Raw genomic sequence first — 14077 nt, 5'->3', positions numbered from 1 at the left:
GCCCCCTACTTCCCTCGGGAGGAACGAAAAGTGAGGATCAAGCGCACCACCCCCACTCCTCGCAGCGGCATGGCGAGACGCGTCAAACTGATCGCCGTGACCACCGGACTCGTGGCCGCGGCCGCGTTCGCCACCCCCACCGCGAACGCTGCCGATGTCCACACGTTCAGCGCCACCCAGCTGAGCACGGTGAACAAGTCGGTTCTCAACTCCGATGTCGCGGGCACCGCCTGGGCGGTCGACGCCAAGACGAACCGTGTCGTCGTCACCGTCGACAGCACGGTCTCCCAGGCCGAGATCGCGAAGATCAAGAAGGACGCGGGCGGCAACTCCGCCGCCCTCACGATCAAGCACACCCCGGGCAAGTTCAAGAAACTGATCACCGGCGGCGACGCCATCTACGGCGGCTCCTACCGCTGCTCGCTCGGCTTCAACGTGCACAGCGGGAGCACCTACTACTTCCTGACCGCGGGCCACTGCGGTGAGGTCGCCTCCACCTGGTACTCCAACTCCGGCCACACCACCACGCTGGGCACGAACGTCGGCTACAGCTTCCCGACCAACGACTTCGCGCTGGTCCGCTACACCAACTCCTCGGTCGCCCACCCGAGCGCGGTCGGCAGCCAGACCATCACCAGCGCGGCCACGCCCAGTGTGGGCACGACCGTCTACCGCCGTGGCTCGACCACCGGCACGCACAGCGGCCGCGTCACCGCGCTGAACGCGACGGTCAACTACGGCGGCGGCGACGTGGTGTACCAGATGATCCAGACCACCGTCTGCGCCGAGGGCGGCGACAGCGGCGGTCCGCTCTACGGGGGTTCCGTCGCGTACGGTCTGACCTCCGGTGGCAGCGGCAACTGCACCTCAGGCGGTACGACCTTCTTCCAGCCGGTCACCGAGGCGCTGAGCTACTACGGCGTGAGCGTCGGCTGACCGACTGATTCCCCCCACGGCACCACTCCCCCCACGGCACATCCCCCACAGTGCCCCGCACGGCCAGACCTGCAGCCAGCAGAAGGCGAGCCCCCGTACGCAACCGGCGTGCGGGGGCTCGCCCTTGTTCAGGTGCCGGGGTTACCGTCGAAGTGAACCCGTGAGGCAGGCCCGACAAGGGTCTGGTACACGCCTGATGCGCCACGTCGGACCCTGGGGGGCCGTGATGGTCGAGGAACTGGTGGCGGCGGGAGTCTCCGTCGCGTCGGTGGGCCTGGTCTATGTGATGGCCGGGGCCCGCGTGGTCAAACAGTACGAACGCGGAGTGGTGTTGCGCCTGGGCCGGCTGCGCTCGGAGGTGCGTGGACCCGGGTTCACGATGGTCGTGCCCTTCGTGGACAAGTTGCGCAAGGTCAACATGCAGATCGTCACGATGCCGGTGCCCGCGCAGGAGGGCATCACCCGGGACAACGTCACGGTGCGCGTGGACGCGGTCGTCTACTTCAAGGTGGTGGACGCGGCCGACGCGGTCATCCAGGTCGAGGACTATCAGTTCGCGGTCTCGCAGATGGCGCAGACGTCGCTGCGGTCGATCATCGGCAAGAGCGACCTCGACGACCTGCTGTCCAACCGCGAGAAGCTCAACCAGGGCCTGGAGCTGATGATCGACAGCCCGGCCATGGGCTGGGGCGTGCAGATCGACCGGGTGGAGATCAAGGACGTCTCACTGCCGGAGACGATGAAGCGGTCGATGGCCCGGCAGGCCGAGGCCGACCGTGAGCGGCGGGCCCGGGTCATCAACGCGGACGCGGAACTGCAGGCGTCGAAGAAGCTGGCGGAGGCCGCCGGGGTGATGTCCGAGCAGCCGGCCGCGTTGCAGCTGAGGCTGCTGCAGACGGTGGTGGCGGTGGCGGCGGAGAAGAACTCCACGCTCGTCCTGCCCTTCCCCGTCGAACTGCTGCGGTTCCTGGAACGGGCCCAGCAGCCGGCCGCGCCGACACCCGAACCGGCGGCACCGGCATCGGCACCGGTCGCTCCGGCACCGGCACCGGCGGCACCGGCATCGGCACCGATCGCGCCGGCATCGGCACCCGCACCGGTTCCGGTCGCGCCGGCACCGGCGTCGCGACCGGAACCGACCGCAGGAGAGCCGGTCGCACCGAAGTCGGTCGCACCGAAGCCGAACGCAGGAGAGCCGATCGCACCGGAACCGGCACCTCCAGCCGCCCCGCAATCGGTGCGCGAGCAACCGCGGCTTCCCGAAACCCCCTAGGGGCAGAGTGCCGATGGGGCGAAATCAAGACAGGACTAGACCTCACGGGCCGCATGTCGACCACTCGCACACAGTATTTGCAGTGGGAACTCGCGTGCTACGACCACGTAGGGTCAAGGTGCGCGGGGCGCAGGCCCGTTGCCGTACGCGCGTCCTGAAGTCGACCTTGTGTGCTCCCTGTGCGTCTCGGAATAGTGGGCGGCGAACAACGGGCATGGACACGGCATTTTGCTGTGAGCCGGGTGTGTGTCCGTACGCCTTCCGGTCCTGGAGGTCCCCACAACCTCCCTGACCGACCCCCCACAGGAGGACGTGAGTTGAAGCACCGACGCATACCCGCGAGGCGTGCCGTCATGGCGGGTGCGGGCATCGCCGCACTCGTCGCGGCCGGAGCCACTTTCCAGACTGCGAACGCGAGCGAGACGCCGAAGGCCCCCACGCCGCACACGCTGTCGATCGCTGCGGCCGGAAAGCTCGCCTCGACCCTCGGCGAGGACCTCGGCGCCGACGCGGCCGGAACGTATTACGACGCGAAGTCCCGGCACCTCGTCGTCAACGTGCTCGACGAGACCGCGGCCAAGGCCGTGGCGTCGGCCGGCGCCAGGGCCAGAGTCGTCCAGAACTCGCTCGCCGAGCTGAGGAGCGCGCGTACGACGCTGAAGAGCGACGCGACCATCCCGGGCACGTCCTGGGCGACCGACCCGCAGAGCAACAAGGTCGTCGTCACCGCGGACCGGACGGTCTCCAAGGCCGAATGGGCCAAGCTCGCCGAGGTCGTCGACTCACTCGGTTCCAAGGCCGAACTCCAGCGGACGAAGGGGGAGTTCAAACCCTTCATCGCGGGCGGTGACGCCATCAGCGGCTCCGGCGGCCGCTGCTCGCTGGGCTTCAACGTCGTGAAGGGCGGCCAGCCGTACTTCATCACCGCCGGACACTGCACCGAGGCGATCTCCACCTGGTCGGACTCCAGCGGCAACCAGATCGGCACGAACGAGCAGTCCAGCTTCCCGGACAACGACTTCGGACTGGTCAAGTACACCGGGAGCACCGAGCACCCGAGCGCGGTGGACCTCTACAACGGTTCCTCGCAGCCCATCACCAAGGCGGCCGAGGCGACCGTCGGCGAGAAGGTCACCCGCAGCGGCTCGACGACCCAGGTGCACAGCGGCACGGTCACCGGCCTGGACGCCACCGTGAACTACGGCAACGGGGACGTCGTCAACGGGCTCATCCAGACCGATGTCTGCGCCGAACCCGGTGACAGCGGCGGTTCGCTCTTCGACGGCGACAGCGCCATCGGTCTCACCTCCGGCGGCAGCGGCGACTGCACCTCGGGCGGTGAGACCTTCTTCCAGCCGGTCACCGAGGCACTCTCGGCGTTCGGCGCCCAGATCGGCTGACCGCTCGCCCGCTTCAACGGCAGAGGTCCCGTCCCCGCACCCGCGGGGACGGGACCTCTGCCGTTTGTGCCCCCCCCACGACGAGCAGGGCCGTCGACCATCGCGCCCCCGCGCTCACCGCGACCCGGCCTGCCCCGACGTGTTACGGAGAGTGTCACCCGCACCGCACACCGTCGCCGTCCGTCCATCTCGGGCCAGTGGACGGCGGCGGTGCGGAGTGTGTCGCGAGGTGTTTCCCCCAACTGCGCTTCCCCGCTGGGGAGGTGGCGGGATGGGGCCTGTTCCGGTCACTGCTCCACTCGCCAAAAAATCGCTGATGTGTTCGAATCTAATCGCTGACCAGGGCGGGTGGGGTTAGAGTAATCGAACGAGCGTGCGATGAACGTATCGGGCGTATGGCTGAAAAGGGGGTAGGAGTGAGGGAGGTGCGGCATGGCGGGCTTCGCCCATCTGCACGTCGCGTCCGGTTACTCCATCCGCTACGGCGCCGCGCATCCCGAGCAGCTCGTCCGGAGGGCGGCCGAGCGGGGCATGACGGCGCTCGCGCTCACCGACCGGGACACGGTCACCGGGGCCGTCCGGTTCGCTCGGGCGTGCGCCGGGGCAGGGGTGCGGCCGGTCTTCGGTGTCGATCTCGCGGTGGAGGCCCTGGGGCCCCCGCCGCCGGCCCAGCGCCGTCGCACGCCGGCGCGCGGCGGCTTGCACGTCGCCGAGCCGCCCCTGCGGTTCACGCTGCTCGCGCGGAACCGGGCGGGATGGGCGCGGCTGTGCCGCATCACGTCGGCCGCCCATGCCGGTGCCGTGTCCGGTGCGCCGCCGGTGGTGCCGTGGGCGGCGCTGCGCGAGTACGGCGGCCCCGGGCTGACGGTGTTGCTCGGGCCGCTCTCGGAGCCGGTCCGGGCGCTGTCGGTGGGCCGGGAGGACGTCGCGATGAGGCTGCTGGCGCCCTGGAAGGAGATCTTCGGGAAGGGGGTCCGATTGGAAGCCGTTGCGCAGAAACGTTTCGGCACGGGTCCGGGATCCCTGCGGCTGGCCGCCCGCACCCTGACCCTGGCCGACCGCACCCGTACCACCGCCGTGCTCTCCAACGCCGTCCGCTACGCCGACCCCGACCAGCACCGCCTCGCCGACGTCCTGGACGCGGCCCGGCTGCTGCGGCCGATCGACCGGCGCCGCCTGGACAGCGGGCAGCGTTGGCTCAAGGACGAGCAGGCGATGGCGGTCGTCGCGCGCATGGTCGCCGAATGCGCCGGAGCGGACGTCGGGCGAGCCCGCCGGCTGATGGCGGACACCGCCGACACGGCGGCCGCGTGCACCGTCGATCCCCGAGCGGACCTCGGGCTGGGCGTTGCGCACTTCCCGGAACCCTCGGTCTTCGGCGCCGAGCCCGTCGCGCGAGGAGCCGCGGAACTGCTGCGCAGGCAGTGCGAGGCCGGCTTGGCCCGGCGGGGCCTCGACCGCGACCGGGCGGTGCTCGGCCGGCTGGACGAGGAGCTCGACGTGATCTCCGAGCTGAACTACGACTCGTACTTCCTCGCCGTCGGCCAGGTCGTGGCCGACATCCGGGCCAAGGGCATCCGCGTCGCGGCCCGCGGTTCGGGCGCCGGGTCGATGGTCTGCCACGCGCTGGACATCGCGACGGCCAATCCGCTCGACCACCGCCTGCTGTTCGAGCGGTTCCTCAGCGTGCGCCGCGCCTCGCTGCCCGACATCGACATCGACGTGGAGTCCGCCCGTCGGCTGGAGTGCTACGACGTGATCTTCGACCGGTTCGGCAAGGAACGGGTGGCGGTCACCGCCATGCCCGAGACCTACCGGGCGCGCCGCGCCCTGCGGGACACCGGCCTCGCCCTCGGAATCGCGCCCGCGGACGTCGACCGGATCGCCAAGAGCTTCCCGCACCTGCGGGCCGCGGACATCACCGGCGCACTCGCCGAACTGCCCGAACTGCGGCGGCTGGCGGCCGAGGCGCACCGCTACGGGCCGCTGTGGGAGCTCGCGGAGGGCCTCGACTCCCTGGTCCACGGCATGGCCATGCACCCCTGCGGCGTGGTCATCAGCGACGCGACGCTCCTGGACCGCCTGCCCGTACAGCCCACCCCCCAGGGCGACTACCCGATGGCGATGGCGGCGAAGGAGGAGATCGAAGCGCTGGGCAACATCAAACTCGACGTCCTGGGCGTACGGATGCAGTCCGCGATGGCCCACGCCGTCACCGAGATCGAACGCACGACCGGCAATCACATCGACCTGGACGACCCCGAGCAGGTGCCGCTCGACGACGTCTTCGCGTTCAAGCTCATCCAGGAGAGCCAGACCCTGGGGCTGTTCCAGCTCGAGTCACCCGGCCAGCAGGACCTCCTGTCCCGGCTGCAGCCGCGCGATCCGCAGGACGTCATCGCCGACATCAGTCTCTTCCGTCCCGGACCGGTGGCCGGCGGTATGCCCGAGCGGTACATCGCCGCCCGCCACGGAGGCGCGCCGTCCTATGCCCACCCGGACCTTGAGCCGGTGCTCGCCGACACCTACGGCGTGACCATCTGGCACGAGCAGATCATCGAGACGGTGCATGTGATGACCGGCTGTGATCGCGCGATGGCCGAGATCGCCCGGCGCGCGCTCGGCGACAAGGAGCGGCTGCCGAAGATCAAGGACTGGTTCCACGGTCTGGCACGCGCACGTGGGTACAGTGCGGCGGTCCGGGACGAGGTCTGGAAGACCGTCGAGGCCTTCGGCGCGTACGGGTTCTGCCGCGCCCACGCGGTCGCCTTCGCCGTACCCGCCCTGCAGAGCGCATGGCTCAAGGCGCACTATCCGGCGTTCCTGCTGGCCGGTCTCCTCGAACACGACCCCGGCATGTGGCCCAAGCGTGTCCTGGTCTCCGACGCCCGCCGCCGCGGCGTGCCGCTGCTGCCGGTCGACGTCAACCGCTCCCAGGTGAAGCACACCGTGGAGAAGACCGACGGGGAGCAGTGGGGCGTGCGGCTCGCGCTGTCCGCGGTGCACGGCATCAGCGAGGACGAGTCCGCGCGGATCGAGGGGGGTCGGCCGTACGGATCCTTGTCGGACTTCTGGCAGCGGGCCCGTCCCGGCAGACCCGTCGCCGAACGCCTCGCCGAGATCGGCGCCCTGAACTCCCTGCACGACGGCCGCCTCACGCGCCGCGACCTGCTGCTGCAGATCGCCGAGTTGCACCGGCAGTCCCGCAACCGGACCGCGGCCTCGGGCCAACTGCCCCTCGACACCGGCGCGGTCGGGGGAGCGGAGCCGAGTGGTCTGCCGGAGATGACCGGCCGCGAGGCTCTGAGCGCCGAGCTGAACACGCTGGGCATCGACGTGTCCAAGCACCTGATGGAGCATCATCACCGGCTGCTGCGGGAGATCGGCGCGACCGACGCGGCGCACCTGGCCGGGCTGCGCGCCGGTCAGCAGGTGCTGGTCGCCGGTGTGCGGGCCTCGACCCAGACCCCGCCGATCGCCAGCGGCAAGCGCGTCATCTTCGTCACCCTGGAGGACGGCTCCGGCCTGGTCGACCTGGCATTCTTCGAGGACTCCCACCCGGCCTGCGCGTACACCGTCTTCCACAGCGGGCTGCTGCTGGTGCGCGGCACGGTCCAGGTGCGCGGCACCCGTCGTACCGTCGTCGGCACCATGGCCTGGGACCTGGACGAGATCGCCGCCGCCCGCCGCGACAACGGCCCCGAGGCCGCCCTCGCCCTGCTCGGCGCCGAGCACCCGCACCCGACCCCGGCCCAGCCGGCCGCGGGACGGCCGCACCCCGCGCCCGCCCGGCCGAGGCGCACCCTGGCCAACGGCACCACGGGTGCTCGGCTGCACCCGTACGCCGACCTGCAGCCGGCCGGCAGCCGTTCGGCAGACCTGAAGAAGTTCGGCCACCGCAGCCCCGGTTCTCCGGGCTGACATGTGTCTCAGGAGGCATGGCGGAAGGGTGCCGCGCCTCGGCGACGCGCGGCGGCCACGCGACGGGCCGCGTGACCACGCTCGCTCGTCGTCCCGTCCGGCTCGCGTGTGTGGTGGCGACCGGACGCCCGCGGAGATCCCGCACTTCGGTGGCGGCACGTAGAAACCGAAGATGACCACGGACGCGAAGAGGGTCGCCCGCCGGTCAGGTCCCCAAGGACGACCGCCATCGCGAAGAGGCCGGTTCGGCGGCGACGCGGAGAGTGACCCGCCGCGCTCCGCCGGACACCGATCGCGAGGGGTCCCGGCCGTGCGGCCACTACCGCCCGTGTGACGCACCCGGTGACGAGCGGCACCCCCCCGGCGGTGCCGGTGGCGGTGTCCGGCGCGTCAGGCCTCGGGTCCCGCCATGGACCAGCCTGGCGTGTTGGGCGTCCAGTGAAGCCCTCCGCTGTCGATCGCCTCCCCGCACTCGCCACACACCGTGGCCGGCCGGACGCGGTGGCCATGATGCTCCAGGATCATGGGCGGCTCGGCGACGGCCCAGCGGTCACCCCAGGCCAGGAGGCTGACAAGCAAGGGCAGGAGCTCCCTGCCCGACTCGGTGAGGTGGTACTCGAATCGCGTCGCCTGATACTCGCGCTTTTCGAGAATGCCTTCGGCCACGAGGGATTTGAGTCGCGCGGCGAGCCGGTCGCGCGGCGCTCCGGTGTTACGGGCGATCTGGCTGAAGCGCCGGTTGCCGAACATGATCTCGCGGGCGATCAGCAACGACCAACGGTCACCGACGAGCTCCAGCGTGGCCGCGACCGCGCAGGGCCTTCCGGGGACTACGGGAAATTCGGGCATGTTTCAGCATATCAACTTACGGTTTGTGTATCAAACCGTTCATTGCGGACCGTGCACCGCGGACCGCCTTGGAGGCGGTCGGCCCGCGCTGCTATGGTTTGAAAATCAAACTAAATGAACCGGAGGACGGCCCATGACTGCTCGAGTCACTCCCTACCTCAACTTCAGCGGCAACGCGCGGGAAGCGATGGAGTTCTACCACTCGGTCTTCGGCGGCACGTTGGACATCACCACGTACGCGGATCTGCGCCGAGCGGAGGACACCGGCCAGGAGAACCTGGTCGCGCACTCGATGCTGAAAGGCGCCGTCGGCGTCATCCTCATGGGATCGGACACCACGACCCCGGAAGCCCATGGACCCGGTGGCTCCTTCTCCGTGGCCCTCGGAGGCGAAGAGGCCCACCTCACCGCCTACTGGCACCGGCTCTCCGACGGCGGAACCGTGACAGTGCCCTTCGCCGAGTCCGCGTGGGGCGCGCTGCACGGACAGTGCGTCGACAGGTTCGGGACCTCCTGGCTGGTGAACGTGACGGCGGGCTCGCCGGCCTGAGGGCTCGTCATCTCACGCCCGCCATGGCGTCATCGGCCCTCCTGCCCGAGATCGGAACGCGAGGTCTCGGGCAGGAGTTCCTTCCGCCGCGAACGGCGTGATCCTCAGCGCGCGGAGGGCGCGGAACCCGACCTCAGGCGCGGCAGGGCCTGGACGACGCCCGCGGCAAGGCCGAGAGCCGCGAAAACCCACCAGATGTGCTGGAAATTGTCCACTCCGGGGCCCATTTTCGAAGTTCCCAGGAGAGCGACGAAGACGCTGACTCCCAGAACCGCCCCGAGCTGCCTGAAACTGGAGTTGATCGCGGATCCGACGGCGAACTGCGCCGGAGGAAGTTTCGCGACGGCGGCACCGGACTGCACGGGAAGGGTGAGACCGATACCCAGTCCGGTGAGCAGAGTCCACGGAAGCCAATGGGCCACCCAGTGCGGCGAGGAGTCGACGAAAAGAGCGAAGCCCAGGCAGCCGAGGGTCCAGGTGACGGCGCCGGCAAACAGTACGCGTCGATGTCCGACAACGGTGGCCAGCTTGGTGGTGGAGCGCGCGATGACGGTGACGACGATCGGTCCGGCGGAACTGGCGAGCGCCGCGCGCAGTACCGAGTAGTGCCATTGTGTCTGAAGGAAGATCAGATTGGCCAGCAGAAGGCCGAAGAACGCCGTCGAGAAAAGGAGCGTCGCGGCGTTGATCTCCGAGAACTGGCGCTCCTTGAAAAGAGCGAGATCCATCACCGGCCGTGCGGCCTTCGACGTACGCCACAGGAAGACGGGAAGAGCCAGAGCCGCCGCGACGAATCCGATCACCACCCACGAGTCGGACCATCCACGAGAAGGTCCCTCGATGATGGAGAAGCTGAGAAGGGCGGGAATCGCCGCCACGAGGAGCGCCCCGAGAGGATCGGGAAGACCGGAGGCCCGCGGATCACGGGACTCGTGGAGCAGACGTCTGCCGAGCACCACGATCACTGCCGCGATCGGCACGTTGACCAGGAAGATCCAGCGCCATGACGCGTACTCGGTGAGCAGCGCTCCGAGCGTGGGGCCGACCGCTGCCGCCGCGGCGGCCATCGCACCCCAGACGCCGATCGCGACATGTCGGCGGGCGGCGTGGAACTCGTGCAGGACGAGCGCCAGCGAGGACGGCACGACAAGGGCGGCGAAGACCGCTTGCAGCGCACGGGCGGTGATCAGTATTCCCGCACTCGGCGCCAGTCCGCACAGCGCACTCATGAGCGCGAATCCGGCGATGCCCACGATGAATATGTTCTTGCGCCCGTAGCGGTCGGCTACCCGGCCCGCCGGGATGAGCATGGCCGCGAACACCAGGCTGTACGCATTGAGAACCCAAGCCAAATGCCCGGCTGTGGTGTTGAAACTGTGGCTGATGGTCTGGAAGGCGATGTTGACAATCGTGGTGTCGAGGAAAACCACGAAGGCCCCGAGGCTGCCCAGGGCCAACACCCAACCGGCCCGCCGATTGTTCGCGGGCGCCTCGCCCCGGGTGCTGTCGTCGACAGTGTTCTGGTTCTCCCCCACAGGGGCGCGCTGCGCATTGTTCACCGTGCACAACTCCTCATGTCTTGTTGTGAGCTGCAACTTGCTCGGGTACGGTAGCAGCGCATGGTTTGAAATTCAAACCATGCAATCCGGACCACGGTGCCGTAACGGCAGGCGGTGAACGATCGGCTCGAAGTGACCGGCCGGACAGCCCATTTCACCGTCCGGCATCGGCCGATGTGACGTCTGCCCGCGCTCCGGCTCCCGCCGAATCCGTCGGTACGTCACACACGGCTCCAGTAACGGCTGTCAAGCGAAGCGGCGACACATATCGATACGACACGTGTCGATCCAGTTCCGTCGCACGAGAGAGAAGCGCTCACATTGAATACATCGGAGACCCGCCGACCGACGCTGATGGTCGTGCACGCGCACCCGGACGACGAGGCCGGCCAGACAGGCGGCACACTCGCGCGGTACGCGGCCGCGGGCGTCCGGACGGTCCTTGTCACCTGCACCGATGGCGGACAGGGTGACGGAGTCGACGGCCGTGAACCGGGCCATCACGACCACCGGCCCGAGGAGGTCGCCGCACGGCGCGCCCACGAGCTCGCCATGTCCGGTGCCGCACTGGGGGTGAGCCACCTGATCCGACTGGATCATCCGGACTCCGGGCTGCCCGACTTCCCCGACGACGTCGACCCTCGTGCGTTCAGCAGGGTCGACGGCGAGCCGGTCGTCCGGCAGCTCGAAGCCCTCATGCGCGAGTACCGGCCGGATGTCCTGGTGACCTATCCTCCCGACGGGCTTTCGAACCACCCGGATCATGTCCGTACGCACGACCTCACGACCGCCGCTTTCGAGCGCATCCGGACGGCCGGCGGCTTCCTTGTCCAGGCAGGCGCCGACGCGCGTCCCGGCCGACGCCTGCCGAAGCTGTACCACATCGCCCTCTCCGTCTCCCGCCTCGCGGCGGTGCGAACCCTGGTGCGGGCTTCCCTCGGTCCTGACGCCTGGACTCCCCCGCTGGGCATGGGTGTTGATGACGACGACGTCACCACCGTCGTGGACGTCTCCGCGTTCTGGGAGCAGAAGCTTCGGGCGCTGGCGGCGCACGCCAGTCAGTCGGACGCTCGGGCCCTGCTGGGGATGTTGAGGTTGGCCGGTCGCGAGAACGCCGTCGAGGAGTACGTACGGGCCGACCCGCCGTGGACTGGCGGAGAGCGGGAGACCGACCTCTTCCAGGACGTCGTCGAGGGCGACTGATTCCCGCCTCCCGCCCGTCCCGGGTCGGCCGCGGATGCCGAGAGCACCCGTGCGGATGTGTGGTCACGGCCGACCTCGCCACGGCCGAGCCCTCCCGCGGATGCCGAGAGCACTCCTGCGGATGTGTGGTCACGGCCGACCCCGCCACGGCTGAGCCCTCCCGCGGATGCCGGCCGTGCCGCTCCCGCGGCGGGCGTGGAGCGGCACGGCCGGGAACGGCTCACTGTGCGACGGAGGAGCCCTCCTCCACCGCACGAGCGCCCTGGACCGGAGCCTGAGCACCGCGCTCGTGGAGGTGGGCTGTCGGCGTGCGGTCGATCCGCAGGCTGAGGAGTTCAGGGCGGCTGTAGTGACCGCGCGCGTCCATCGGGCGCTTGCGCCGGTCGATCGGCCTGAAGTCCAGGTCGGCGATGACGTCGCCCTCGCCGGAGGTGAGCGGTTCTCCGAGAACGCGTCCTTCGGGATCGACGATCGCGGTGAAGAACCCCCCGGACAGCGCGAGGGTCGTCACTTGAGGCTCTGTGTGGGCCCGGGGGCCCGGGGGCCCGGAACGGCCGGTGATGGTCCGGCGACCTCTCCGACTATTATGGTTTGAATGTCAAACCAATCGCAGCATACACATCATGGTTTGGAAAACAGGCCGAAGCGGGATTCCTTGGCGGTCGCGCTCGACGCGGTCAGTGACCGGTGGTCCCTGCACATCGTGCGCGCCGTGGCCTTCGGGGCGTCGCGCTACACGGACATCCTGCGAGCGGTGGGAGCACCCAGGGACGTCCTGTCCTCCCGGCTTCGAAAGCTCACCGCGTCCGGGATCCTGCGGCCCCGCTCGCCGGAGAAGGGCCGGCCGGCCGGGTACGAGCTGACCCGGAAGGGCCGCGACCTCGGGCAGGTCGTCCTGGTGCTCAAGCGCTGGGGCGACGCCCACGGCGGGGACGACGTACCTCCGGTCGACTTCATCCATGACGCCTGCGGCGAGGTGTTCGTCGCCGAGGTCCGCTGCCGGGCCTGCGCGAATCCGATCCGGTCGGGTGAGTTCTCCGTCCATCGTGCGTCCCAGGGCTGCTGACGCCCCGGAGGCGGGGGGCGCCGCCACGAGAACGGCCGCACTCCGTACCGGGCGACTGTGTGGACCGGGGGACCGGCGGCCACCCGGTCCGACCGGTACGGAAACGACCATGGCGACGTTGTGAACTCGCTGGTGAGAGGTGGTCGCGCTCAGAAGTGTCCGATGCATTCGCACAAATATTCGAACACGGTTTACGGTGAGGAGCAGGCCCCGGCATCGAGGGACGGCGAGGGAGTGATCACCCATGGCATACCGGCATGTCTCCTGCCCGCGTGCGGTCATCGGTCGAGACGCGCTGAAGTGTCCGGTGAACCCGGGGGGCATGGGATGACCATCCGCCAGCGGCACATCGCCCACCTCCACCTGCACGCGGCGCTGACCGAGGCCCGGTACGCCGATATAATCGAACTGATGTCTGGTATCACGCCGCACGTCCAGGCCGTCCCGCCCGACGCCGTCCAGCTCGACCTGACCTCGGCGCTGCGGTACTTCGACCTGTCTCCGTACGACATGGTCCAGACGGCGAAGATCAGGCTGAAGGCCCTCTACGACATCGACAGCAGTGCCGGGCTCGCGAACAACCGCATGCTGGCGGCCATGGCGGCCGACGCGTCCGCGCCGGGCGAGACCACCTGGGTTCCCCTCGCGGACGTGGCCGACTGGCTGTGTCCCAGGCCGGTCGCCGCTCTTCCCGGAATCGGCCGCACCACCGCGGAGACGCTCCGCAAGTACGGCCTGCACACCGTCGGCCAGATCGTCGACCTGCCGGCGGGAACCCTGCAGCGACTGCTCGGCGCGGGTCCCGCCCGGCTGCTCGCCGAGCGCGCCCGCGGCCGCGACCCCCGGCCGGTGACCCCCTCGGAACCGGCAGCGCATCTGCTGGCCGACCTCGTGCTGGAGCGGGACTCCCTCGATCCTGCCCAGCATCACCGCGCGGTGCTGGCGCTCGCCGACCGGATCGGCCAACTCCTGCGCGGTGAGAGTCAGGTCGCCGACCGGCTCACTCTCACGGTGCGGTACGCCGACCGCAGCGCCACCACGCGCACGCGTGCGCTGCCGGAACCCACCGACCACTCGCCCGCCCTTGCCGCGACAGCCCTGGGGCTGTTGACCTCCCTCGGGCTGCAGCGCGCAAGGGTCCGTGCCTTCGCGATCCGTGCCGACGGGCTGCGGCCGTCCGACGGCGCCTGCCGACAGCTCTCCCTGGACCCGGGCGATGCCCGCGCCCGCGCAGCCGAGGCCGCCGCAGACCGCGCCCGTCGACGCTTCGGTCCGGAGGCTGTACGGCCGGCCGCTCTGGCGAACTGACCGCTTGCGCCA

The 14077-nt window shown here is 69.8% G+C and carries 11 protein-coding genes; 8 read left to right on the top strand and 3 right to left on the bottom strand.

Translation table 11 applies throughout. The features are described 5' to 3' along the window. Window positions 1-30: 30 nt before the first annotated feature. From ACFVTC_RS13590 to ACFVTC_RS13575, 4 genes are all read left to right on the top strand, one after another. Window positions 31-936, top strand: coding sequence for a S1 family peptidase (locus ACFVTC_RS13590; RefSeq protein WP_390126736.1), 906 nt, complete (start codon window positions 31-33; stop codon window positions 934-936). 226 nt (window positions 937-1162) lie between these two features. Continuing rightward, on the top strand, window positions 1163-2209 hold the full coding sequence (locus tag ACFVTC_RS13585; RefSeq protein ID WP_390126795.1) for a slipin family protein: 1047 nt from the start codon (window positions 1163-1165) through the stop codon (window positions 2207-2209). A gap of 242 nt (window positions 2210-2451) precedes the next feature. Beyond that, a complete protein-coding gene (locus ACFVTC_RS13580; RefSeq protein ID WP_390126794.1) occupies window positions 2452-3609 on the top strand; it encodes a S1 family peptidase in 1158 nt (385 codons plus the stop codon). Window positions 3610-4041: 432 nt separating this feature from the next. After that, on the top strand, window positions 4042-7530 hold the full coding sequence (locus tag ACFVTC_RS13575) for a DNA polymerase III subunit alpha (RefSeq protein WP_390126735.1): 3489 nt from the start codon (window positions 4042-4044) through the stop codon (window positions 7528-7530). 390 nt (window positions 7531-7920) lie between these two features. Here ACFVTC_RS13575 and ACFVTC_RS13570 read toward each other — a convergent pair whose 3' ends face one another. Further along, window positions 7921-8379, bottom strand: coding sequence for a winged helix-turn-helix transcriptional regulator (locus ACFVTC_RS13570; protein ID WP_390126734.1), 459 nt, complete (start codon window positions 8377-8379; stop codon window positions 7921-7923). Between the two features lie 133 nt (window positions 8380-8512). Between ACFVTC_RS13570 and ACFVTC_RS13565 the strand changes: the two genes are divergently transcribed. Beyond that, the gene (locus ACFVTC_RS13565) at window positions 8513-8929 is read left to right on the top strand and encodes a VOC family protein (RefSeq protein WP_390126733.1); all 417 of its coding nucleotides are present in this window, start codon (window positions 8513-8515) and stop codon (window positions 8927-8929) included. Between the two features lie 104 nt (window positions 8930-9033). Here the strand turns inward: ACFVTC_RS13565 and ACFVTC_RS13560 are convergent, their stop codons facing one another. Beyond that, the gene (locus ACFVTC_RS13560) at window positions 9034-10488 is read right to left on the bottom strand and encodes an MFS transporter (RefSeq protein ID WP_390126792.1); all 1455 of its coding nucleotides are present in this window, start codon (window positions 10486-10488) and stop codon (window positions 9034-9036) included. A 321-nt stretch (window positions 10489-10809) separates the two neighbouring features. On the opposite strand from ACFVTC_RS13560, the gene ACFVTC_RS13555 reads away from it, so the two are divergent. Further along, window positions 10810-11691: a PIG-L deacetylase family protein gene (locus tag ACFVTC_RS13555; RefSeq protein ID WP_390126732.1), complete on the top strand. Its 882-nt coding sequence runs from the start codon at window positions 10810-10812 to the stop codon at window positions 11689-11691. Between the two features lie 220 nt (window positions 11692-11911). Here ACFVTC_RS13555 and ACFVTC_RS13550 read toward each other — a convergent pair whose 3' ends face one another. Next, entirely contained in the window at window positions 11912-12202 is a 291-nt protein-coding gene (locus ACFVTC_RS13550) for a hypothetical protein (protein ID WP_390126731.1), read from the bottom strand. A gap of 117 nt (window positions 12203-12319) precedes the next feature. Here ACFVTC_RS13550 and ACFVTC_RS13545 point away from each other — a divergent pair, with 117 nt between their 5' ends. Next, complete coding sequence (locus ACFVTC_RS13545) at window positions 12320-12757, top strand: winged helix-turn-helix transcriptional regulator (protein ID WP_390126730.1); 438 nt, start codon at window positions 12320-12322, stop codon at window positions 12755-12757. 327 nt (window positions 12758-13084) lie between these two features. Continuing rightward, a complete protein-coding gene (locus ACFVTC_RS13540; RefSeq protein ID WP_390126729.1) occupies window positions 13085-14065 on the top strand; it encodes an ImpB/MucB/SamB family protein in 981 nt (326 codons plus the stop codon). Window positions 14066-14077: the final 12 nt, after the last annotated feature.

Origin of the sequence: Streptomyces sp. NPDC057950, from assembly GCF_042887295.1 — a bacterium.
Taxonomy (GTDB): Bacteria; Actinomycetota; Actinomycetes; order Streptomycetales; family Streptomycetaceae; genus Streptomyces; species Streptomyces kaempferi.
Note: the sequence above shows the minus strand (reverse complement) of the source record. Positions and strands in the feature narration are given on the sequence as shown.